The 21,318-nt window shown below is 74.2% G+C and carries 19 protein-coding genes; 8 read left to right on the top strand and 11 right to left on the bottom strand.

Annotated features, from left to right (window positions below):
• Positions 1-234: 234 nt before the first annotated feature.
• From ACWDY5_RS24750 to eccCa, 3 genes are read right to left on the bottom strand one after another with little or no spacing between them, the layout of a single operon-like run.
• Entirely contained in the window at positions 235-1,653 is a 1,419-nt protein-coding gene (locus ACWDY5_RS24750; protein ID WP_449724547.1) for a hypothetical protein, read from the bottom strand.
• Positions 1,654-1,663: 10 nt separating this feature from the next.
• Positions 1,664-1,966, bottom strand: coding sequence for a hypothetical protein (locus tag ACWDY5_RS24745; RefSeq protein ID WP_449724546.1), 303 nt, complete (start codon positions 1,964-1,966; stop codon positions 1,664-1,666).
• Positions 1,967-1,988: 22 nt separating this feature from the next.
• Entirely contained in the window at positions 1,989-5,942 is a 3,954-nt protein-coding gene (gene eccCa / locus ACWDY5_RS24740) for a type VII secretion protein EccCa (RefSeq protein ID WP_449724545.1), read from the bottom strand.
• A gap of 158 nt (positions 5,943-6,100) precedes the next feature.
• Between eccCa and ACWDY5_RS24735 the strand changes: the two genes are divergently transcribed.
• A complete protein-coding gene (locus ACWDY5_RS24735; RefSeq protein WP_252486148.1) occupies positions 6,101-6,406 on the top strand; it encodes a WXG100 family type VII secretion target in 306 nt (101 codons plus the stop codon).
• A gap of 13 nt (positions 6,407-6,419) precedes the next feature.
• A complete protein-coding gene (locus ACWDY5_RS24730) occupies positions 6,420-6,725 on the top strand; it encodes a WXG100 family type VII secretion target (protein WP_449724544.1) in 306 nt (101 codons plus the stop codon).
• A gap of 54 nt (positions 6,726-6,779) precedes the next feature.
• Here ACWDY5_RS24730 and mycP read toward each other — a convergent pair whose 3' ends face one another.
• The gene (mycP, locus tag ACWDY5_RS24725) at positions 6,780-8,072 is read right to left on the bottom strand and encodes a type VII secretion-associated serine protease mycosin (protein ID WP_449724543.1); all 1,293 of its coding nucleotides are present in this window, start codon (positions 8,070-8,072) and stop codon (positions 6,780-6,782) included.
• A gap of 118 nt (positions 8,073-8,190) precedes the next feature.
• Between mycP and ACWDY5_RS24720 the strand changes: the two genes are divergently transcribed.
• The gene (locus ACWDY5_RS24720) at positions 8,191-8,529 is read left to right on the top strand and encodes a YbaB/EbfC family nucleoid-associated protein (protein WP_449724542.1); all 339 of its coding nucleotides are present in this window, start codon (positions 8,191-8,193) and stop codon (positions 8,527-8,529) included.
• A 12-nt stretch (positions 8,530-8,541) separates the two neighbouring features.
• On the opposite strand, the gene ACWDY5_RS24715 is transcribed toward ACWDY5_RS24720, so the two are convergent.
• The 5 genes from ACWDY5_RS24715 to ACWDY5_RS24695 form a co-directional block, all read right to left on the bottom strand.
• Entirely contained in the window at positions 8,542-9,081 is a 540-nt protein-coding gene (locus ACWDY5_RS24715) for a hypothetical protein (RefSeq protein WP_449724541.1), read from the bottom strand.
• Positions 9,082-9,134: 53 nt separating this feature from the next.
• On the bottom strand, positions 9,135-11,273 hold the full coding sequence (locus ACWDY5_RS24710) for a transglutaminase family protein (protein WP_449724540.1): 2,139 nt from the start codon (positions 11,271-11,273) through the stop codon (positions 9,135-9,137).
• Positions 11,243-12,376 carry a DUF58 domain-containing protein gene (locus ACWDY5_RS24705; RefSeq protein WP_449724539.1) on the bottom strand — a complete coding sequence of 378 codons (1,134 nt, stop codon included), beginning with the start codon at positions 12,374-12,376 and terminating at the stop codon, positions 11,243-11,245. The genes ACWDY5_RS24710 and ACWDY5_RS24705 overlap by 31 nt, the downstream gene beginning before the upstream one ends.
• Positions 12,373-14,232 (bottom strand): fibronectin type III domain-containing protein, encoded by a 1,860-nt coding sequence (locus ACWDY5_RS24700; RefSeq protein ID WP_449724538.1) that lies wholly within the window; start codon positions 14,230-14,232, stop codon positions 12,373-12,375. The genes ACWDY5_RS24705 and ACWDY5_RS24700 overlap by 4 nt, the downstream gene beginning before the upstream one ends.
• 65 nt (positions 14,233-14,297) lie before the next feature.
• The gene (locus tag ACWDY5_RS24695; RefSeq protein WP_449724537.1) at positions 14,298-14,534 is read right to left on the bottom strand and encodes a DUF2631 domain-containing protein; all 237 of its coding nucleotides are present in this window, start codon (positions 14,532-14,534) and stop codon (positions 14,298-14,300) included.
• A gap of 163 nt (positions 14,535-14,697) precedes the next feature.
• Here ACWDY5_RS24695 and ACWDY5_RS24690 point away from each other — a divergent pair, with 163 nt between their 5' ends.
• From ACWDY5_RS24690 to ACWDY5_RS24675, 4 genes are read left to right on the top strand one after another with little or no spacing between them, the layout of a single operon-like run.
• Positions 14,698-15,855 carry an ABC transporter ATP-binding protein gene (locus ACWDY5_RS24690; protein WP_449724536.1) on the top strand — a complete coding sequence of 386 codons (1,158 nt, stop codon included), beginning with the start codon at positions 14,698-14,700 and terminating at the stop codon, positions 15,853-15,855.
• Complete coding sequence (locus ACWDY5_RS24685; protein ID WP_449724535.1) at positions 15,852-17,000, top strand: ABC transporter substrate-binding protein; 1,149 nt, start codon at positions 15,852-15,854, stop codon at positions 16,998-17,000. Before ACWDY5_RS24690 ends, ACWDY5_RS24685 begins: the two co-directional genes overlap by 4 nt.
• Positions 16,997-17,833: an ABC transporter permease gene (locus ACWDY5_RS24680; protein WP_449724534.1), complete on the top strand. Its 837-nt coding sequence runs from the start codon at positions 16,997-16,999 to the stop codon at positions 17,831-17,833. Before ACWDY5_RS24685 ends, ACWDY5_RS24680 begins: the two co-directional genes overlap by 4 nt.
• Entirely contained in the window at positions 17,830-18,633 is an 804-nt protein-coding gene (locus tag ACWDY5_RS24675) for an ABC transporter permease (RefSeq protein WP_449724533.1), read from the top strand. The genes ACWDY5_RS24680 and ACWDY5_RS24675 overlap by 4 nt, the downstream gene beginning before the upstream one ends.
• Here ACWDY5_RS24675 and ACWDY5_RS24670 read toward each other — a convergent pair.
• Positions 18,630-19,208 carry a TetR/AcrR family transcriptional regulator gene (locus tag ACWDY5_RS24670; protein WP_449724532.1) on the bottom strand — a complete coding sequence of 193 codons (579 nt, stop codon included), beginning with the start codon at positions 19,206-19,208 and terminating at the stop codon, positions 18,630-18,632. The genes ACWDY5_RS24675 and ACWDY5_RS24670 overlap by 4 nt on opposite strands.
• 55 nt (positions 19,209-19,263) lie before the next feature.
• Between ACWDY5_RS24670 and ACWDY5_RS24665 the strand changes: the two genes are divergently transcribed.
• Positions 19,264-20,778, top strand: coding sequence for an MFS transporter (locus ACWDY5_RS24665; RefSeq protein ID WP_449724531.1), 1,515 nt, complete (start codon positions 19,264-19,266; stop codon positions 20,776-20,778).
• A gap of 84 nt (positions 20,779-20,862) precedes the next feature.
• On the opposite strand, the gene ACWDY5_RS24660 is transcribed toward ACWDY5_RS24665, so the two are convergent.
• A complete protein-coding gene (locus ACWDY5_RS24660; protein ID WP_449724530.1) occupies positions 20,863-21,183 on the bottom strand; it encodes a hypothetical protein in 321 nt (106 codons plus the stop codon).
• Positions 21,184-21,318 lie beyond the last annotated feature (135 nt).

Genomic DNA, 21,318 nt, shown 5'->3' with positions numbered 1-21,318 from the left:
CGGGCTGGCGGCGCTGGGGCGCGGGCTGGCGGCGCTGACGCGGGCTGGCGGCGCTGGGGCGCAGACATCGGCCGTGCGGTGCGGACCCACGGCCCCGAAGCGCGGCAACGACAACGGCGGCCCCGGAAATCGGGGCCGCCGTTCTTGTGCGCCGGGAAAACCTGTTGCCTGCTCGGTGAAAAGCCGTTGCCCCGCCCGGGAAGTCCGGGCGGGGCAACGGTTCCTTTGGTCCGGTCAGCGGGGCCGGCGGCGGCCTCGGGGTGGGTCGGGCTGGGTGGTGGCCGGGGCGGCGTCCAGGCCGGGGTCGACGCGCCACATCTCCTCGTCCAGGAGCTCGACCCTGGACGGTTCCTCGGTGCGGCGGCGACGGGTGGTGGTGGGGACCTGGCCGCCGGTCAGGCCGCCGCTGAGCTTGGCGGGGACGCCGGGCAGGCCGCGCCTGACGCCCTTGCCGGGGGCCGTGGCCTTGCCCTGTGCCGCGCCGCTGCCGGGTTTGACCTGGTTGCCGCCGCCCGCGCCGTGGCCCATCGGCGGCATCATCGGTGGGATGCCGCCCGCGCGGGCCGCGTTCGCCGCGTTGGCCGCGCCGGCGGGGCCGGTCGCGGCGGCTGGGGCTTCCGCGGGTGGGGCGAGGTTGGCCGCGGCGCCCATGGTGCGGGAGGCGGGCTGGTGGCCGAGGGCGCCGGCGCCGCCGACACCACCGAGGCCGGGGATGGCGGGGACCTTGGGGACGCCCGCGCCACCGCCACCGCCGCCACCCTTGGCGCCTGCCAGGCCGCCGACGCCGGGGACCGGGGCGATCGGCGGGAGTGGGGGCAGCGGGGGCGGGATGTTCGCCGCCGGGGGGATGTTCGGCAGCGGGGGCGGGGTCGGGATCTTGGGCGGGGCCGGTGGCGGCGGGGCGTCGCCTGCCAGGCCTGGGCCGGTGCCAGGAGGGCCGCCGGGCGCGCCGCCGGGGGGTTCGGCACCACCGGGCGGTGCGCCACCGGGCGCCCCGCCGGGTGCGCCACCGGGTGCGCCGCCCGGAGGTGCGGCGCTGGGGCCGCCCGCTGGGCCGCCGGGTGGGCTGCTGGGACCGCCGGGCGGGCTGCCGGGCTGGGTGCCGGGAGCCGCGGGACTGCCGGGCGCGCCTGCCGGGGAGGCGGGGGTGCCTTGCGGGCCGCGCCAGGGGGCGCCCACGGCGCTGCTGGTGGCTTCGGCGGCCCGGGTGAACAGGCTGGCGAGCTGGTTCATCGGGACGCCGGCGTTCTGGCTGGCCTGCCTGCGCAGCTCGGCTTCCCGCTCGGGGGCCGCTTGCAGTGCCTTCTGGAACCACTCCCAGGTGGCCAGCACGCCCGCGCGGGTCTGGGGCAGGGCGATGGCCAGGTCGGCCAGGGTGGCGGCGGGCTCGGTGCGGGTGCGCTGGGCCCACTCGGTCAGCGAGGTCACGCCCGACTCGACCTGGTCGCCGAAGAGCGCGCCCGCGCTGTCCGCCCAGTTCGGCGCGAGCTCCTGGCCTTTGCCGTGCAGGTTCTCACTGGCCAGGGTCAGCTGGTTGTTCAGCGTGGTCCACATGGTGCGGGCCTCGGTGATCTGCCGGACCCGGCCGCCCGCCGCTTCCGCCTCGATCAGCTGGACCTGTTTTTCGATCTCCATCGTGGTGTAGTTCTCCATGACCTCCCCCTCAGTTCGGCATCTGCCGGGCGCTGTCGTCGTCGTAGCGGCGGTAGTCCTCGGCCGCGCCGGTCGCCAGCTGCTGGTACGCGCTGAAGCCCTGGTCCACCGCGGTGGTGAACTCGGTGACCTTGGCGGCGGCCTCGGTGTGCGCGGTGGTGAACGCGGCGCCCTCGGCCATCCCGCCGCCCCCGCCGCCGCTGCTGGCGCCGGCGGCGGCGCGCACCGGGGCGAACTCCGGTGGGCGCAACTCCTCGGCGAAGGCGCGCATCGCGCTGACCCGCCCGTTGATCTCTTCCCTTGACTCGCCCATGCCGGGCCTCCCTCTCGTGTGCCTACGCCTCGCCGGGCGGCAGCCAGGCGAGCTGCACCAGGCGGGCCGAGTCGCGGCGGTCGACCAGCCAGCCGCGGCCCGGCGGCAGCTTCTCCGCCTTCAGCCCGCCCAGCAGCGGTCCCTCCTCCTTGTCCCCGGACAACATGAGTCCGGGGGAGCCGACGTCGCGGAGCCTGGTGAAGAACTGCTCGAACATCGCCCGCCCGGCCCCGCCGGTGCGCCGTGCCAGCACCACGTGCAGGCCGACATCGCGGCCCTGCGGCAGGTAGTCCAGCAACGGCAGCATCGGGTTGTCGTACTGGCTGGCGACCAGGTCGTAGTCGTCGACCAGCACGAAGATCTCCGGGCCCTTCCACCAGCTGCGGGTGCGCAGCTGCTCCGGCGTGATGTCCTTGCCGGGCAGGCGTTCGGTGAGCGCGGTGGCGGCCTCGGTCATCAGCCTGCCGGTGGTGGCCTTGTCGGTGCCGTAGCCGAGCAGGTAGGGCGCGCCGACCTCGCCGAGCAGGCCGCGGCGGTGGTCGATGAGCACGATCCGCGCCTGGTCCGGGGTCAGCGTCTGCTGGATGCGGCGGGCCAGCGCCCGCAGGAACGTGGTCTTGCCGGACTCCGGGCCGCCCAGCAGCAGGTGATGCGGATCGGCCTGGTAGTCCCAGCTCACCGGTCGCAGGTCGCGTTCGGCGATGCCGGTGACCAGCCGGTTGTCCGCATCCATCGCGACCAGGTCGGCGTAGGCCAGGGTGCCGGGCAGCATCCGGACCTTGGGCGCGCGCGGCCCGGTCCAGGCGCGGGCGGCGCCGGCGACCAGCTCGGCCACCGCGGCCGGCAGGTCGCGCGGGTCGTTGCCGCCGTCGATGCGGGGCAACGCGAACAGCAGCTGGTGCTTGCTGGTGCTGACGCCGCGGCCGGGCGCGTGCTCGGGCACCGCGGTCGCGCTGGCCCGGTCCACCATCGAGTCCAGCGGATCGCCCAGGCGCAGCTCGACCCGGCTGCCGAACAGGTCCCGCACGTTGGGGCGCAGGTCGAAGGAGCGGCCGCAGCTGGCCAGCAGGTGCACGCCGTAGGACAGGCCGCGGGCGGCGATGTCGGCGACCTGGTCCTCCAGGTCCTCGAACTCCTTGCGCAGCGTGGCCCAGCCGTCGATGACCAGGAACACGTCGCCGTGCGCCTCCTCGGCGAACCGGCCCTCGGCGCGCAGCCTGCGGAACTCGGCCATGCCGTCGATGTCGTGCTCGGCGAAGAGCCGTTCCCGGTGGGTCAGCGCGGTGACCACCTCGGCGACCGTGCGGCGTACCGCGCCCGGGTTCTGCCGCCCGGCCACCCCGCCCACGTGCGGCAGGCCGTTGAGCGTGCCCAGCGTGCCGCCGCCGAAGTCCAGGCAGTAGAACTGGGTCTCCCGCGGGGTGTGGGTCAGCGCCAGGCTGGTGATCAGGGTGCGCAGCGCGGTGCTGCGGCCGCTGTGCGGGGCGCCGACCACCAGCGCGTGCCCGGCCGCGGCGGAGAGGTCCAGCACCAGGTGGTCCCGGCGCTGTTCCAGCGGCCGGTCCACGATCCCGGCCACCGCGAGCAGCCGTCCGGCCAGCCTCGGGTCGGTGACCGCCAGACCGCGCACCGGGTCCTCGACCGGCCGGCCGAGCAGCTGGTCCAGCGACGGCGACTCGGCCAGCGGCGGCAGCCACACCTGGTGCGCGGCAACGCCTTTGCCCTCGAACCGCTCGACCAGCACGTCCAGCAGGCTCTCCCCGACCGCCTCGTCCGCATCCTCCGCCGGGGTGGCCACCGGGGCCTGCGCGGGCGGGGCGACGTAGGCGGTGGAGTAGGCCATCAGCGCGGGCGCGCGGTGCCCGGCCGGGTGCGCGCCGGGGTCGGCGCGGCGGTGCACGCCGGAGACGTAGGCAGAGCGGAACCGCACCATCGGCTCGGTGCCGGACTTGAGGAACCCGTGGCCGGGCGCGCGCGGCAGCGCGAAGGCATCACCCACACCGAGCACCACCCGGCTCTCCGCCTCGGAGAAGGTGCGCAGCCCGATCCGGTAGGACAAGTAGGTGTCCAGGCCGCGCAGCCTGCCCTCCTCCAGCCGCTGGCTGGCCAGCAGCAGGTGCACGCCCAGCGCCCGGCCGATCCGGCCGATCTGGACGAACATGTCGATGAAGTCCGGCTTGGCCGAGAGCAGCTCGCTGAACTCGTCGCACACCACGAACAGCGTGGGCACCTCCGGCAGCGGCGCGCCCGCCGCGCGGGCCTTCTCGTAGTCGCGCAGCGAGGAGAAGTTGCCCGCCGCGCGCAGCAGCTCCTGGCGGCGGATCAGCTCGCCGTTGATGGCGTCGGTCATCCGGTCCACCAGCGGCAGCTCCTCGGCCAGGTTGGTGATCACCGCGCTGGTGTGCGGCAGCCGGTCCAGCTTGGTGAAGGTGGCCCCGCCCTTGAAGTCGATCAGCGCGAAGTTCAGCGAGCTGGGCGGGTGGGTGACCGCCAGCGCGAGCACCAGGGTGCGCAGCAGCTCGCTCTTGCCGGCGCCGGTCGCGCCCACCAGCAGCCCGTGCGGGCCCATGCCGTCCTGCGCGGACTCCTTGAGGTCGATCTCGATCGGCGTGCCGTCGGCGCGCACCCCGAACCGGATCCGCAGCTTGTCCCGGTTCGGCCGCTGCACCCAGGTGCGGGCCGGGTCGAACAGGTACGGGTCGCCGATGTCGAGCAGCTCGGCCAGGCCGAGGGAGGCGCTCAGCGGCTGCTCGCCGCGGCCGCCGTCCACCCCGCGCAACGGGGCCAGCTGCCGGGCCAGGCCCTCGGCGGCCACCGCGTCCAGGTCGTCGGCGGTGCCCAGTTCGGTCTCGCCGTCGATGGTCTCGCTGCTCAGCGCGCCGTCGGCGGCCACCTCCAGCACCACCGCCGCGCGGTCCAGCGCCCTCGGCGGCGCGGTGGTCAGGTCCAGCACGGTGACGCCCTCGACGCCGCCGCCGGTCATCAGGTGGTCCGAACCCGCGGTGGACCCGCCGTCGATGACCACCACCAGGTGCGGCATCCCGGTGGGGTGCCCGGCCTCCGGGTCGAACCGGCGGCGCTGGGCGAGCAGGTCCTCCAGCATCGCCTCCACCCCGGCTACGGTCGGCGCGACCAGCCGGAGCGGGCCCAGCGCGTCGGTCTTCTCCGGGTGTAGCGCGTGCGGCAGCCACTTCACCCACTCCCAGTCCGCGCGCTCGTCCCGGCCCGCGCACACCGCGATCCGCAGGTCCTCCGGCGTCTGCAGCACCGCCAGCGAGGCCACCACGGCCCTGGCCAGCCCGACCGCGCGGTCGCTGTCCCCGCGCAGGTGGATCCGGCCGAACCCGGTGACCGCGATCGCCAGCGGCAGCCCGGGAATCGCGGTGAAGGTGCTGATGAACCGGCGCAAGGCCAAGGCCGACAACGGTTCCAGCTGCTCCAGCGGTTTGGTCTCCGGCGCGATCAGGGTGGTGCACAGGCTCTGCGCGCCGACCCCGATCCGGGCCACCGCGAAGTCCGGGTCGTCCCGCCGCCGCTCCCACAGCCGGGAGCCGGCGGCCACCGACCACAGCGCCTGCGGCTCGGGGTGCAGGTAGGCCAGCGCGTCCCGCTGCCGGTGCGCGGTGCGCCGCACCCGCAGCCGCTGCTGGGACAGTCCGCGCAGGTAGGCCCGCCGGGCCAGGCCCATCTCGCGTTTGCTGGGGCCGCCGCCGGTGATGAAGGTCATCACGATCATGCCGATCGCGGCCACGCCGAACAGGCCGAGGATGACGTAGCGCAGCGTGCCGGCCGCCGACCCGGAGAACATCAGCACCGAGGCGCCGAGCACGGCGATCATCGGCAGCATCATCAGCGCCTGCTGCCACTGCCGCCCGGCCGGCGGCGGGATCTCCGGCGGCGCCTCGATGAGCAGCTCGCCTGCGGGCAGTTCCGGCGCGGGCCTGCGCTGCGGCCGCCGGACCACGATGGTCGCCACGACAATCCTCCTTCACCGGACTGGGAAATCAGATCGTCCTGGAATGCGTGGCCGCGGAAATGGCCGTGGCAGGAAGGTGCCGTGACCGCCGTGCCGGGGCCCGGCGCGCTTTAGCGTTCGCCAGGCGAATACACCGCCGCGAAAGAGGGGAGCACGGCATGTCCGGGCAAATTCATGGTGCGATCAGCGGAATCGCGCAGACCGGTAGTACCGCGAACAACATCGCGCAGAGCATCGACGGGCACAAGCAGCGGGCGATGTCCCAGGCGGACGCGCTCAGCGGCGCGTGGGAGGGCCAGGCCAAGGTCAGCTTCGACCAGGCCTTCGCGAACTGGGTGACCGGGGTGCAGCGGGTGGTGGCCTCGCTGACCGAGCTGGGCGAGAACGTCACCTTCGCCTCCCGCACCTATGAGCAGCAGGACCAGGATTCCGCCGGTGGTTTCGCCGGTCTGACCACTCACTGAACAGGAGCCGGAAATGGTCGACATCGTTCGCGGAAACTTCGGGCAGCTTGACGGATTCGCTCAGCAGCTGCTCGCCACCATCAATCAGATCCAGTCCGAGATGGACCAGATGGCGCAGGCGGCGGGTATCACCGGCTCGGACTGGACGGACTCCGGTGGTGGCCAGTTCGGCGATGTGCACCAGGCGTGGAAGCAGGTCAGCGAGCAGCGGCAGCAGCTGGTCGAGCAGATCCGCGGCGGGGTGCAGAACACCAACTCGAACCTGCAGACCGCCCTGCAGCAGTCGATCGCCCGGATCGGCAGCACCTCGATCGGCTGACCCGCACGCGCAGGCCCCGGTCCGCCAGCTCGGCGACCGGGGCCTTTCGCGTGCTCAGCGTTCCGCGGGTGGCGGCGGCAGCAGGAACACCTGCTCGGGCAGCTCCTCCTCACGGCCCGGCGCGGCGGGCAGCGGATCGGGCAGGCCGGCCGCCCAGCCCCGCCGCCGCCCGCGCGGCAGCAGCGCCGCGAGGAGCACCGCCAGCAGCGCCGCGCCGACCGCGGCCGCGGTCCACACCCTGGCCTGCTCGCCCGCGGCCCGCCACCAGGCCCGTGCGCTGAGCAGGTCCGGATCCGGCGCCGGGTGGGTCAGCGGCGGCAGCGGGACCGGGGCCGCCGCGGAGAGCACGTCGGTGACCGCGCGGTAGGGGTTGACCACGCCCGCGCCGTAGCCGGGGCTGTCCTTGCCGCCGCGCGCCGGGGTGGCGGTGGCCAGCAGCCGCCTGGTCACCTCGGCCGCGGACAGCTCCGGCCAGCGCGCCCGCACCAGCGCCGCGGTGCCCGCCACGAACGGCGCGGCGAAGCTGGTGCCGGTGAAGTAGGAGTGCCCGCCCGCGCGGGTGGTGCCGAGCACCTTCGCGCCCGGCGCGACCAAGTCGACGAACTCGCCGAGCTGGGAGGCAGGCAGCCGCGCGCCGTCGATGTCGATCGCGCCCACACCGAGCACCCCGGGATAGGCCGCCGGGTAGGAGGGCCGGCCGACCAGCTGGCTGTCCTGCTGCTGCTGGTTCCCGGCCGCGGCCACCACCAGCACGTCCTTGCTGACCGCGTGCGCCACCGCGTCCCGGATGAGCGCGTTGTCCACCGGCCCGGACAGCGACAGGTTGAGCACCTTCACGCCCTGGTCCACCGCCCACCAGATGCCGCGGGCCAGCACCGCGGGGTCGATCGCGGCCGCGCCGCCGCCCTCGGTGAGGTCCCGGTCGCTGACCCGCACCGGCAGGATCTTCGCCCCCGGCGCCACCCCGCGGAACCCGGCCTTGCCCGCCTCGCCGGCGGCGATGATCCCGGCCACCGCGGTGCCGTGGGAGACGCAGTCGAAGTTCCCCGGCAGGGCGCCGATGTAGTAGAAGTCCTTGCCCCGCAGCACGTTCGCCGCCAGCTGCGGATGGTCGGCGTCCACCCCGGAGTCCACCACCGCCACCGTCACCCCCGCGCCGTCGCTGACCGGCCAGGCCCGCTCCGGGGTCAGGACCTGTTGCGCCCAGGGCAGTTCCGGGATCTCGGCGCGCGCGGGGGCCGGGTTGTGGCAGGTGCCGGGTGGCGGCGCGGCGTGCGCGAGCCCGCCGGTGAGGCAGAGCGGCGCGGCCGCCGTCAGGATGGTGGCGAGCTGGCGAAGGCGTCCCATTCTGTGATGGTCCGCCCCCGGCGCGGCGCGGTGGCCGGTGCTGGCCGCAAGCTGTCAGCCGAGCCCGGATCTCGTTGTGCCGCAGCACACTGGGGCCACCACAGGCGAGGAGGCGACAGTGCGCGACGAGCAGATGCGACAGCTGGTGGACGCGGTGCGCGAGGTGCGCGACGGCATGCGAGAGATCACCGCGACCGCCGACTCACCGGACGGGCTGATCACCGCGACGGTGGGCGCCCGCGGCGAGGTGCTGGACCTGGAGCTGAACCCGCGGATCTTCCGCGACCCCGACTCCCAGCGGCTCGCCGAGGACATCGTGGAGACCATCCAGCGCGCGGTGGAGGAGGCCCAGCGCCAGGTGTTCGACCTGGTGCGGGACTTCCTCCCGGCCGGGGCCGACCCGGAGACCGCCGACCTGGACTTCGACCCGTTCCTGCACAGCGTCTCCCGGCCCTAGCGTCTCCCAGCGTTAGGCGGGGGACAGGCGGAGCACGGCCGTGCCCTCGTGCGCGGCCACCACCTCCACCCGCAGCCCGTTCACCGTGATCCGCGCCCCCGCCTTGCCGATGGCCTGCGCGAACGGCTCGGAGCTCGCCGTGCCGCCCACCGCCGTGCACTGGGTGCCGCCCTCGCAGGCGTACTTCACCCCGCTGCCGGAGGGGAAGGTCAGGTTCAGCGTCACCGTGTCCGCCTCGACCGCCCCGATCCGCAGGGTGCGCACCTGGAGCTTGGGGTTGAGCCGGATCGAGGCCGGTTTGCTCACCAGCACCTCGCAGGTCCCGTCCGTGCAGGCGGTCAGGTTCCGGCCGTCCGCGGCCCCGGTGGGCAGCGGGGGCGGCGGGGGCTCGGGCTGGGTGCTCGGCGGCGGTGACGACGGCGGCGGGGGAGCGGAGGTGGTGGAGGCGGGCGACGCCGAGGAGGGGGCCGGGGCGGGCGCGTCCGGGGCGCAGCCCGCCAGCAGCACGGCGGCGCCCGCCAGCAGGGGGAGCAGGGTGGCGGTTCGAGTCACCACCCCATGCTGGCCAGGCCGGGCGGCGTGCGGGCCGTGCTGGCCGGAAGCTGTCAGCCGGTCCGCGGATCCAGCGCCGCGCGCAGCCGGGCGCGCAGGGAGCCGTTGCGGGACAAGCTCTTGCGCACCTGCCGCTCGGCGTCCCAGGCCCGCTCGGCGAGCTCGCCGGTGACCTGGGCGCCGGACCACAGCGCGGCGTCCACGGTGCCGGCCAGCAGCCGCACGCTCTCCGCGGTGAACCGGTCCGCGCCCGGCCCGGCTGCCGTCGCCAGGTCCCGCACGGTCATCCCGGGCGTCACCGGGATCCCGAAGGCGCGCAACCGGTCCCGCACCTCGGCCACCGCGCCGGCCACCGCGGCCGTGCCGGTGGCCCGCCGCCGTCGCCACCGCCGCAGCAGTCGCAGCAGCGGCACCCCGAGCACCCACAGCACCGGCAGTCCCAGCACCAGCGCGGGCAGCGCCCACAGCAGCCACCACCAGCTGCCCGAGCCCGCCTCGTCCGCCTCGTCCCCGGCCCCGGCGGCGGGCAGCTCCGGATTGCGCATGGCCTCCGGCGCGGGCAAGTTCTGCCGGGCCCGCGCGGTCAGGTCGGCCAGCCCGCCGGTGGCGGTGGAGCGGGCCGCGGTCTCGGTCGGGTCCAGCGGCACCCAGCCGAAGCCGCGCACCGCGACCTCGGGCCAGGCCAGCACATCCCGGTTGCGCACCACCCACCGCCCGTCCGCGGCGCTGGTGGCCGGCGCGGCGTACCCGACCGCCAGCCGGGCCGGGATGCCGCGCAGCCGCGCCAGTGCCACGTAGGCGGCGGCGAACTGCTCGCTGGTGCCCTGCTTGGTGTGCAGCAGGAAGCGCTCCAGCTGCGGCCAGCCGTGCCCGGTGGGCAGCTCGGCCCCGCTGGCCAGCCGGTAGTGGTCGGTGAAGAACCGCTGGAGCTGCAACGCGGTCTGGAAGGTCGCGCGCAGCCCCCTGGTCGCCTGCTCGGCCAGCTCGGCCATCCCCGGCGGCACCTCGCCGATCCCGCCCTGCCAGCCGGGCACATCCGGGTCGATCGGCGCCTCCAGCAGGCCCTCGGCCTTGGGCTCCCACCAGGACAGCCGGTAGTCCACCGCGCCGCCGGGCCCGAACAGCATGCCGCTGGCCGGGCCGATCAGCGGGTCGGTCCCGCTCACCGCGGCGGGCCAGGACTGGCTGGGCAGCCACCGCCCGCTCCCCGGCGGCGTGCTGATCCGCGCCTCGCGGCGTTGTGGGTCAAGGAGTCCCGGCGGCGGGGCCAGCTCGGCGCCCAGCCGCTGGAAGTCCCCGCCGGTGCGCCAGTTCACCCCGTCGAACTCGGTGAACACCGCCAGCGGCCAGCGGTCCACCGGTGCCGGGCTGGTATAGCTGAACACCGCCCGGTCCGGCTCGCGCAGCCGGGCCGCGATCTCGGTGAGCGGGCTGACCGTGGGCGCGGGCGGCAGCGGCGTGGACCGCTCGTCCTGCAGCGAGTAGGCGGGCCGCCCCAGCGGGTCGGCGAGCAGCCCGACGCCGGACCCGGCCAGCGCCGCCGCGGCCACCACGACCAGGGCCACCGGCCGGACCTGCCCGCGCACCAGCGCCAGCGCGCAGGCCGCGGCGTAACCCAGCGCGGCGGCCAGCGCGAACCCGCCGGTCGCGGCCGCGTACAGCTGGCTGAGGCCGAGCACCACCGCGCTGGGCAGCAGCGCGGGCAGCGGCCCCCGGAACCGGTGCGCCAGCTCGATCCCGAGCACCCCGGCGGCCAGCACCAGCAGCGGCACGAACAGCAGCAGCTCCGGCTCCGGCCGCGCGGGCCAGGTGGACTCCAGGGTCAGCCGCCAGGAGTCGACCAGCCCGGCGCCCAGCGCCCGCACGGTGTCCCCGGTCGGCAGCCCGGCCAGCGTGGTGTCGAACAGGGCCGACTCGACGATGCCGAGCAGTCCGGCCGCGCCCAGCAGCAGCGGCCGCCACGGGATCAGCGCGGGCGTCCTGGCGAGCAGCTCCGCGCCCGCGGCCAGCACCAGCGTCACGGTGAGCACCGGGGGCAGCAGCACGCCGAGGCCGAACACCGGCGCGAACAGCAGCCCGGCCAGCGCGCCGGCCAGCAGCACCCCGGCCAGGGTCAGCCGTTCACCGGCCCGGTCCCGGGAACCGGCCGCGGGCTGGGGTTTCACCGGCGTCCGGCCGAGGTCGCGTTCCACTGGCTCACCGCCTCCGCCGCGTCCGCCGCCCTGATCAACCGGCCGACCGGCCGGCCAGCGCCGACCCCCAGCGCCACCACCGTGGTCGCCGGGTACCGCCCGCGCAGCCTGGCCAGCACCGCCTCGTCCAGCGAACCGCCGGTCACCACCACCAGCGCCCCGTCCCCGCCGCGCGCCCTGGCCAGCGCGCCCGGCGCCAGCGCGGTCTCCTGGTCCTGGCCCAGCTCGCACAGCTCGTCCAGCAGCCGCCGCGCCGCGGTGGCACCGTCCGAAGTGGACAGATCGAGCCCGCCGGAGGTGACCAGCCTGCACCGCTGCCCGCCGAGCGCGGCGGCGTGCAGCACCGAGGCGGCCACCTCCACCGCCTCCTCGAAACCCGCCGGGGTCAGCGAGCGCGACCTGGTGTCCAGCAACAGGGTCAGCCGCGGCTGGTCCGGGTCGGCGTACTGGCGGACCATCAGCTGCCCGGTGCGCGCCGCGGCCTTCCAGTGCAGGTGCCGCACCTCATCGCCGGGCTGGTACTCGCGCACCTCGCGCAGGTCCAGCGAGCCGTGCAGGTCCTCGGCCACCCGGCCCTCGTGGTGGTGCCGGGGCGTGCCCCTGGCGGGCAGCCGCAGCGGGTGGCGGCGCGGGTGCACCCACACGGTGGCCGACTCGCCCGCGGTCAGCCTGCCGCGGGCCAGTCCGAGTGGGTCGGTGCGCTCCAGCACCAGCGGGCCCACCGGCAGCCGCCCGCGCCGCTGGGTGGGCAGCTCGTAGTGGTAGCTGGCCTCGGTGCCCGGCGGCAGCGCGTCGACCCGCACGTCGTGCACCCCCTCGCCGAGCCGGTCGCCCGCGGTGAAGGCGGGCTGGTGCCGCTGGCCCTGGTTGCGCACCAGCAGCCGGGCCAGCGCCGGACGGCCGCGCTCGACCCGGTCCGGGTACACCTCCCTGGTCACCACCACGCTGGGCCGCCGCGCGGTCAGCGCCACCGCCGCGACCAGCGCGCCGACGCACAGCCCGCCGAGCGCCCGCAGCAGCGGGTGCCCGGCGAGCACGCCGGCGGTCAGCAGCAGCACCGCGAGCACCAGCACCACCACGCCACGCCGGGTCAACCGGCTCACTGGCGGACCCAGGTGATCGTGTTGGAGCGCACGCCGTCCGCGATCACCCACACATTCCTGCCGACCGCGCAGAAGTGGAAGGCCTCGAAGGTATGCGTGCCGTTCGCGTCGGTGCGCACGGTCCGGCCCGGGTTCTCGTAGTTCCTGCTGTCGGAGTAGGGGATGACCTTGACGCTGGTGTTCGGCGCGAACCCGCGCAGCGTCACCCGCATCTTTGCGCTCTCCGGCAGGGAGGGACACTGTTCGCCGTAGGTCGCGGGGGTGCCCCGGCTCAGCTGGATGCTGCGCTGCGGCTTCGGCGCGACCGGGCTGGCCGTGGCCTGCCCGCCCGGCCCGCGCCCGGCCCGGTTCTCCGCGACCACGGTCACCGTGTACGCGGTCCCGTTGGCCAGGCCGGTCAGCACGGTCGAGCGCGTCCCGCCGCCGACCCGCTTCGTGGAGCCGCCCGCGCTGGAGGTCCAGGACACGAGGTAGGCCGACACCGGGGCCCCGTTCGCCGCGGCCGCACCCCAGTCCACGGTGAGCTGCCGGTCGCCGGAGCTGGCTCGCACGCCCTGCGGCACCCCTGGCGGACTGGCCGGGGCGACCGGCGGTTTCGCGCTGGTCGGCTGGACCGGCCGGACCGGGGTGGTGCGGCGGGGTGGCGGCGGCAGCTTCGGCGGCGGCTGGATCCGCGGCCCGGTGGTCGGTCCGGCGCCGGTGGTCGGGCCGGGCCCGCCGGTCAGGGTCGGTTCCGCGGGCGGCGGCTGCGGCTGGTTGCTGCTGGTGATCTTGTCGCCGCTGATCGGCACCGGGGTGACCCGGCCGTCGTGGTCCACCGCGACCACGTGCCCGCCGTCCGCGCTGTCCACGTAGACCCTGGAGTCCTCGCCGCGGCTGACCCTGGTGCCGCCCGGCGGCATCGTGGTGTCGCGCAGCGGCTTGCCCGCGCGGTCGAAGGTGAGCACCGCGTTGGTGGTCTTGTTCACCACCACCACGGTCTGCCCGGAGGACTCGACGTCGGTGTAGTCACCCGGCGGCAGGCTGACCACCGCGGGCTTGGCCGGTGGCCCGGTCCGGTTCGGGCCGCCGATGTCCACCAGCAGCATCCGCTTGGCCGCGCCGTCCAGCACCGCGATCCGGCCGTCCACGTCGGTGCTGGCCAGCCGGGCGGTCGGCGGCAGGTCCGCGCCCACCGGCAGGCCCTCGCCCAGCCCGGCCTCGCCGATGGGGTGCACGGTGTCGGTGGCGGTGTTGACGAACACCGGCCGGTCGGCGACCACGGTCAGCGCGCCGGTCTGCCCCTTCGGCGTGCTCGCCGGGCAGTCCAGCCGCAGCGCGCCCTTGACCAGCTTGCAGACCGCGCCGTTGTCCGGCCGGTGCAGCCAGACGGTGCCGTCCGCGGTGGCCACCGGGTCGCCGAGCTTGCCGTCGGCGGAGACGGTGGCGGTCTCCCCGCCCAGCCAGACGATCTTCCCGGACTCCCGGTAGATGACGTACGGGCCGCCGGGGACCTCCAGCGTCACCGGCTGCTCCGCCGAGGGCGCGGGCGTGCTCCGCTCCACCCGCAGCGTCGACTTGCCGAACTCGATGATCCGGCTGCGCCCGATGACGTAGCCCCCGGTGCTGCCCTGCACCACCGGACTGCCCGCCTCGGCTTCCGGCACCTCGGCCCTGGCGTCGATCGCCCCGGTCGCGCCGTCGAGGTGGAACACGCCACCCAGCACCGCGTTGTAGACCCAGTGCCCGCTCTGCTGGAAGTCCGCCCCGCCCTGTGGCTTGGCCGCGCCGGTCAGCGCCAGCGCCACCGCACCCACCACGGTCAACGCGGTGAGTGCCATGGGCGCGCGCCCCCGGCGGATGCCCCTCGGCTTCATGGCCGCGACCTTAGGGCACGGGCCTATACGGAGGGTTCACGTCCGGTACATCGGCCAGAGCCGGGTCAGCTGCGCCAGGAGGTGCGGTCCTTGATCTGCCAGCGGATCAGCGCGCCGGCCATGATCGCGGCGGTGAGCACCAGATAGACGTCCTCGTTCCAGCCGGTGTGGTTGCCGATCAGCATGCCCAGCATGGCGACCACGGAGAACCAGCCCATGATCTTGGTCGCGCGCGGGAAGTGCCCGTGCCAGCCCCATTCGGCCGAGGGCTCGTCGTGCTCCGAGGCTGGTGCGCTAGCCACGATCTTTCCCTCCACTGACAAGTAGTTCGTCTACAGCCCATCGTCGCACACCAGCCCCCGCTGGATTACGCTGACCCACCGCGCGCCCGTAACCGCCGCCGGGCTCGCCGTCCCCCCATCCCCAGCCCCAGCCGGGGCACCGCCGTGCCTGGAGGTCCTCGGATTGACCGCTGAGTTCCATCCCGTCGAAGCGCGCACCCCGGACACCTACGCCCCGGTCGCGGTCGGCATCTACGGCGTCACCCGCCACTTCGCCGACCAGGTCGCCGTCGACGGCGTGGACCTGCGGGTGCACGAGGGCGAGTTCTTCTCCGTGCTCGGGCCCTCCGGCTGCGGCAAGACCACGCTGCTGCGGATGATCGCCGGGTTCGCCGACCCGGACTCCGGGCGGATCGAGCTGGACGGAGCCGAGATGGTCGGCGTGCCGCCCTACCGGCGCGATGTGAACACCGTCTTCCAGTCCTACGCGCTGTTCCCGCACCTGTCCGTGTGGGACAACGTGGCCTACGGGCTGCGCCGCAAGAAGCTGCGCGGCGCGGAGCTGAAGAAACGGGTGGGCGAGCACCTGGAGCTGGTCCAGCTGTCCGGGTTCGCCAAGCGGCGGCCGGCGCAGCTCTCCGGCGGGCAGCAGCAGCGGGTGGCCATCGCCCGCGCGCTGGCCGCCCAGCCGCGGCTGTTGCTGCTGGACGAGCCGCTGGGCGCGCTGGACGCGCAGCTGCGCAAGCAGATGCAGATCGAGCTGATGCGGATCCAGCGCGAGGTCGGCACCACCTTCCTCTACGTCACCCACGACCAGGAGGAGGCGCTGGTCCTCTCGCACCGGATCGCGGTGCTCAACGCGGGCCGGGTGGAGCAGGTCGGCTACCCCGAGGACGTCTACGAGCGGCCGGCGACCCGGTTCGTGGCCGGGTTCATCGGCACCTCCAACATCCTCGACGGCACGGTGACCGGTTCCGAGGGCCACTGGCTGGAGCTGGCCGCGCCCGGCGTGCGCAGGCTGCGCGCCCGCCCGCCGGGCCGTCCGATCGGGCACGGCGGGAGCCTCGCGGTCACCGTGCGGCCGGAGAAGCTGCACCTCTACGACCTCGACGGCGCCGAGCAGCCGCCGGAGGGCTGGTGCGTGCTCGACGGCACGGTGCACGACGTGGTCTACACCGGGATGTCCACCCAGTACGTCATCGACGTGCCCGGCGGCGGCCAGCTGGCCGCGTTCGTGCAGAACACCCGCCGGATCTCCGACGCGGGCACCCCTGGTCAGCCGGTGCGCCTGGCCTGGGATCCGGAGTACACCGTCGTCCTGGCCGAACAGGGGAAGAAATGACCGAGCAGGTGCGGATCGCCCGGTTGTGGGACACCAGCGGCCCCCGGGTCAGCCGCCGGAGCATGCTGCGCTCGATGGCCTTCTTCGCCGTGGCGGCGCAGGGCCTCGGCGCCTGCGGCATCGGCCCCGCGCCGACGCCGAGCGGTCCCGAGTCCACGAAGGTCAAGGCCACCAACGCCAAGGACGAGAAGCAGCTCAACTTCTACAACTGGACCGACTACATCGCGCCGGACACCCTCAGCGGGTTCGAGGCCGACTCCGGCATCAAGGTCACCTACGACAACTTCAGCTCCAACGACGAGATGGAAGCCAAGATCGCTTCCGGCGGCGCGGGCTACGACCTGGTGGTGCCCAGCGACAACTTCCTGCGCCGGTTCCGCCGCGCCGGGCTGCTCCAGCCGCTGGACCACGACCTGATCCCGAACCTGCGCAACCTGGACAAGCGGTTCACCGAGGCCGACTACGACCCGGGCAACCGCTTCTCCGCGCCCTGGGCCTGGGGCACCACCGGCCTGGCGTACTCCAAGAACACGCTGGGCACCTTCACCGGCTTCAGCGCCTTCGACCACCCAGGGGTCAAGGGCCGCAGCTCGATCCTGGACGAGGCCCGGGACGGCATGTCGCTGGGCCTGCTGGCGCTGGGCCACGACCCGAACACCACCGACCCGGCCAAGATCGAGGAGGCGGTGCGCTACCTGCTCGGGCTGAAGAAGAAGATCGGCCAGATCACCTCCGACGTGATCCAGCCGCTCACCTCCGGCCAGGTGGTGCTGGCCCAGGTCTACTCCGGCGACGCCTTCCAGGCCCGCGACGACAACGAGGACGTGGCCTACGCCATCCCCACCGAGGGCGGACTGTCCTATGTGGACCTGTTGTGCGTGCCCAAGAACGCCCCCCACGCGGCCAACGCGCACCGCTTCATCGACTACATCCTGCGGGCCGACGTGGGCGCGAAGCTGGCCAACGCGGTCCGCTACGGCAGCCCGAACACCGCGGCCAAGCCGATGATCGACAAGGAGCTGCTGGAGGACCCGCTGGTCTACCCCTCGGAGGAGGCGCTGGCCAAGCTGCCCTTCACCAAGGACCTGGACCGGGAGGTCGAGGCCCGCTACGCGGACGCGTGGACCAAGGTGAAGACGGGTTGACCGGAGCGCTCAAACGGCACGCCCTGCTCACCCCGGCCGGGCTGTGGCTGGGCATCTTCCTGCTCGCCCCGCTGGCCCTGGTGGTGCAGTACAGCTTCGCCACCCGCGACACCGGCGTCACGCACGTGGTGCTGCCCTGGACCAGCCAGGCCTACCGCAGCGCGCTGGACCCGGCCTTCCTGCCCATCTTCGGCCGCACCCTGCTCTACGCGCTGGCCACCACCGCGGTCTGCCTGCTGCTGGGCTTCCCGCTGGCCTGGTTCATCGCCCGGCACGGCGGCCGCTGGCGGACCGCGCTGCTGGCCGCGGTGCTGGTGCCGTTCTGGTCCTCCTACCTGGCCCGGATCTACGCCTGGAAGGCCCTGCTGGACGAGGACGGCCTGGTCAACCAGGCGCTCGGCCTGCTCGGGCTGGGAGTCGACGGCGGCTTCCTGCGCACCGACGGCGCGGTCGTGCTCGGCCTGAGCTACGGGTTCCTGCCGTTCATGGTGCTGCCGCTCTACGTGGCCTGCGAGCGCTTCGACCACCGGCTGGCCGAGGCCTCCTACGACCTCGGGCACGGCCGGGTGTCCACCTTCCTGCGGGTGGTGCTGCCCGGCGTGGCCCCCGGCGTGCTGGCCGGTTCGCTGCTGGTGCTGGTGCCGGCCGCCGGTGACTTCGTGACCCCAAAACTGCTCGGCGGGGTGGAGCAGTCCACCTTCGGCAGCGTGATCGACGACCAGTTCCGCAGCGGCAACAACTGGCCGCTCGGCTCGGCGATGGCGGTGTTGCTGCTCATCCTGGTCGTGCTGGTGCTCATCCTGCGCGGCCGCCGAGGGGAGGACGTGCTGTGAGACGCCCCTGGCGGCTGGGCCTGGCCGTGGCGCTGGTCTTCGCCTTCCTGTACCTGCCGATCGGCTGGCTGGCGCTGGCCTCGTTCAACGACTCGGCCCAGGTCAGCCGGATCACCGGGTTCAGCACCCGCTGGTACGCCGCGCTGGCGCAGGACGAGCGGGTGCTCAGCGCGCTCGGCCTGACCCTGCGGCTGGCGCTGGCCAGCGCGGCGGTGTGCGTGCTGCTGGGCACGCTGGCCGCCTTCGGGCTGCGCAAGGCCTTCCGCGGCCGCGCGGTGTGGACGGTGCTGCTCAGCCTGCCGCTGGTGGTGCCCGAGGTGGTGATGGGCGTGAGCCTGCTGGCCTTCTGCGTGAAGCTGGCCGGCATCCCGCTCGGCTTCGGCGCGCTGCTGGCCGCGCACGTGGCCTTCTCACTCAGCTTCGTGGTCGTGGTGGTCCGGGCCCGGCTGGCCGGGATGGACCCGCGGCTGGAGGAGGCCGCGGCGGACCTGGGCGCGGACCCGTTCACCGCCTTCCGCACGGTGACCTGGCCGCTGGTCGCCCCCGCGGTGGCGGCGGGCGCGGCCTTCGCCTTCCTGTTGTCCTTTGACGACGTGGTGATCTCCAGCTACCTCGGCGACGCCGGTTCCACCACGCTGCCGGTCTTCGTCTACGGCCAGGCCAGCAAGCGCGGCATCTCCCCGGAGATCGTGGCCCTGTCCACCGCGATGGTCGCGCTGAGCGCGGTGCTGCTGCTGGCCGGTGTGGCCGCCGCGTCCTGGCGGGCGCGCAGGGCGGGCGGGCGGATCACCCTGGTCTAGCCGGCGTCCAGCACCTCGGCGAGCCGGCGCAGCCCGGCGGCCATGTCCTTGGCGGTGGGCGCGTGCTCCGGGTTGACCATGGTCTGCATGGACAGGCCGGTGGCCATCGCCAGCAGCAGCGCGCCCAGCGTGCCCGCCTGCTCTTCATCGACCTGCTCGGCAGGCACGCCCAGCAGTTCCGCGGTCAGCTCCCGGCGCTGGAAGGCGTGCAGTTCGCGCAGCACCTCCAGCACCTCGGGCTGCTGAGCGCCGACCAGGAACGCCTCCAGACTGGCCCGCCACATCGCCGGCGCGTCCTTGGTGGAGACCGAGACCTGGTGCCAGGCCGTCTCCAGGCGGTCCCGCGCCGGGGCGGTGTTGTCGATCGGCAGGGCCTTGCTGACCGCCTCGGTGGACTCGGTCAGCGCCTCGATCATGGCCTGGGTCAGCAGCGCCTCCTTGGACCCGAAGTGGTAGCCGATGCTGGCGAGGTTGGTCCCGGAGGCGGCGACGATGTCCCGCGCCGTGGTGCGCGCGTACCCGCGCTCCAGCAGGCAGCGCTTGGCCCCGGCCAACAGATCTTCACGGTGTCCCACGCCGCCCATCCTAGGATCTATACAGATGTATTAGACGTACGTATGATTAACCGCTATGACCGTAATGACCGACCGCGCGGGGGTGCGGCAGTGGCTGGGCCTGGCGGTGCTGGTGCTGCCGGCCCTGCTGGTGGCGATGGACCTGTCGATCCTGCTGTTCGCGGTGCCGTTCCTCTCCGCCGAACTTCAGCCAACCGGGGGACAACTGCTGTGGATCATGGACGTGTACGGGTTCCTGCTGGCCGGGCTGCTGGTCACGATGGGCACCCTGGGTGACCGGATCGGGCGGCGGAAGCTGCTGGTGGCCGGTGGCGTGCTCTTCGGCCTGGCCTCGGTGCTGGCCGCCAACGCCACCAGCCCGGAACTGCTGATCGCGGCGCGAGCGCTGCTCGGCGTCGGCGGCGCCACGCTCGCCCCGTCCACGCTGGCCCTGATCCGCGCGATGTTCCACGACCCCACCCAGCGAGCCACCGCGATCTCGGTGTGGACCGCCGCCTTCGCCGGGGGAGCGGTGCTCGGGCCGGTGCTCGGCGGACTGCTGCTGGAGAACTTCCACTGGGGCACCGCGTTCCTGGTCAACGTGCCCGCGATGCTGCTGCTGGTGGTGCTCGCCCCGGTCCTGCTGCCCGAGTCCCGCGATCCGCGGCCCGGCCGGTTCGACCTGCTCAGCGCGCTGCTCTCGCTGCTGGCCATGCTGCCGGTGATCTACGGCGTGAAACGGCTCGCCACCGACGGCCTCGGCTGGGAACCCCTGGCCGCGATCGTGGCCGGACTGGCCTTCGGACTCTGGTTCATCGGCCGCCAGCAGCGCCCGGACCCGATGCTGGAGCTGAGCCTGTTCCGCACCCCGGGCTTCGCGGTGGCCATCCTCGCTGCCACCCTGACCCTGTTCGCCATCGGCGGCATCACCCTGTTCACCGCCCAGTACCTGCAGACCGTGCTCGGCTACCGGCCGTTCGTGGCCGCGCTCTGGGGCCTGCCGGTCTTCCTCGGCATGGCCCTCGGCACCGGCCTCGGCCCGGCGCTGGCCCGGCGGTTCCGGCCCGGCCTGGTGATCGCGGCCGGACTGCTGGTCGGCGCGGCCGGACTGCTGCTGCTCACCGCCGCCGGCGTGGACCGCGGCGGGCTGACCTGGGTGGTCACCGGGATGACCGTGATGGCCGTCGGCCTGGGCCTGGTCACCGCGCTGGCCAACGACCTGGTGCTGGCCGCGGCCCCGCCCGAGCGCGCGGGCGCGGCCTCCGCGCTGTCGGAGACCGGCACCGAGCTCGGCGGCGCGCTGGGCATGGCGATCCTGGGCAGTGTCGGGATCGGGCTGGTCTACCGCACCGAGGTCGGCGCCGCGCTGCCCCCTGGCCTGCCCGCCGAGGCGGCCGCGGCCGCCAAGGACACCCCGGCGGGCGCGCTGGCGGTGGCCGCCGAGCTGCCCGGACCGGCTGGGTCCGCGCTGACCGAGGCGGCCAAGCTGGCCTTCGTCAGCGGCATGCACGTCACCGTCGTGGTCGCGGCTGGCGTGCTCACCGCGGCCGCCGTGCTCGCCGCGCTGCTGGCCAGGGTGAACCGTCCGTAGTGTCGGTAAAACTGGGAATCGCGCTGAACAGGCTCGCCGGACACCCATGCAAAACTGGCAATCCGAGCATGGGTCCAGACCTGTTCAGCGCGCCAGCCGGAGCTTCGCGGTGATCCCCACGACGTCGTCGGCCTTGCTCCGCAGGGCGCTGGCGACATAGCGGGCGCGCTCGGCCGGGGAGTGCAGCCAGCCCGGCGAGGAAGTGCTGTTCAGCACCACCGAGGCGACCGCCGGATCCACCTGGTCGAGCAGCCCCGCAGTGGCTCTGAGCAGGCCCGGTAGCTCCGTAAGGATGCTCACCACCTCCGCCACCGAGGGGTCCCGGCTACCCCCTTCGGCCAACTGCTGGTGGACCTGCCCGAGCAGGTCACGGGCCTGGCGCACGCGCTGCGCGGTGGCGGTCATCCGGCGGCTCCACTTCCGGCGGCGCGAGCCGCCTTTGAGTTCGGTTTCAAGTCAACCAGCCGATCGGATTGACCGCCGCCGCCAGTCAGGCAACCGCTACATCACGATGCGTGATGGCCATTTCACCTGACCGGG

It is taken from the genome of Crossiella sp. NPDC003009 (genome assembly GCF_053591555.1).
The sequence above is the reverse complement of the archived record's forward strand: the minus strand, read 5'-3'. Positions and strand labels throughout refer to the sequence as shown.

Coding starts and splice junctions, on each gene's coding strand:
- ACWDY5_RS24750 (WP_449724547.1), bottom strand. CDS start 1,653: ATGGAGAACTACACCACGATGGAGATCGAAAAACAGGTCCAGCTGATC.
- ACWDY5_RS24745 (WP_449724546.1), bottom strand. CDS start 1,966: ATGGGCGAGTCAAGGGAAGAGATCAACGGGCGGGTCAGCGCGATGCGC.
- ACWDY5_RS24735 (WP_252486148.1), top strand. CDS start 6,101: ATGTCCGGGCAAATTCATGGTGCGATCAGCGGAATCGCGCAGACCGGT.
- ACWDY5_RS24730 (WP_449724544.1), top strand. CDS start 6,420: ATGGTCGACATCGTTCGCGGAAACTTCGGGCAGCTTGACGGATTCGCT.
- mycP (WP_449724543.1), bottom strand. CDS start 8,072: ATGGGACGCCTTCGCCAGCTCGCCACCATCCTGACGGCGGCCGCGCCG.
- ACWDY5_RS24700 (WP_449724538.1), bottom strand. CDS start 14,232: ATGAAGCCGAGGGGCATCCGCCGGGGGCGCGCGCCCATGGCACTCACC.
- ACWDY5_RS24685 (WP_449724535.1), top strand. CDS start 15,852: ATGACCGAGCAGGTGCGGATCGCCCGGTTGTGGGACACCAGCGGCCCC.
- ACWDY5_RS24665 (WP_449724531.1), top strand. CDS start 19,264: ATGACCGTAATGACCGACCGCGCGGGGGTGCGGCAGTGGCTGGGCCTG.
- ACWDY5_RS24660 (WP_449724530.1), bottom strand. CDS start 21,183: ATGACCGCCACCGCGCAGCGCGTGCGCCAGGCCCGTGACCTGCTCGGG.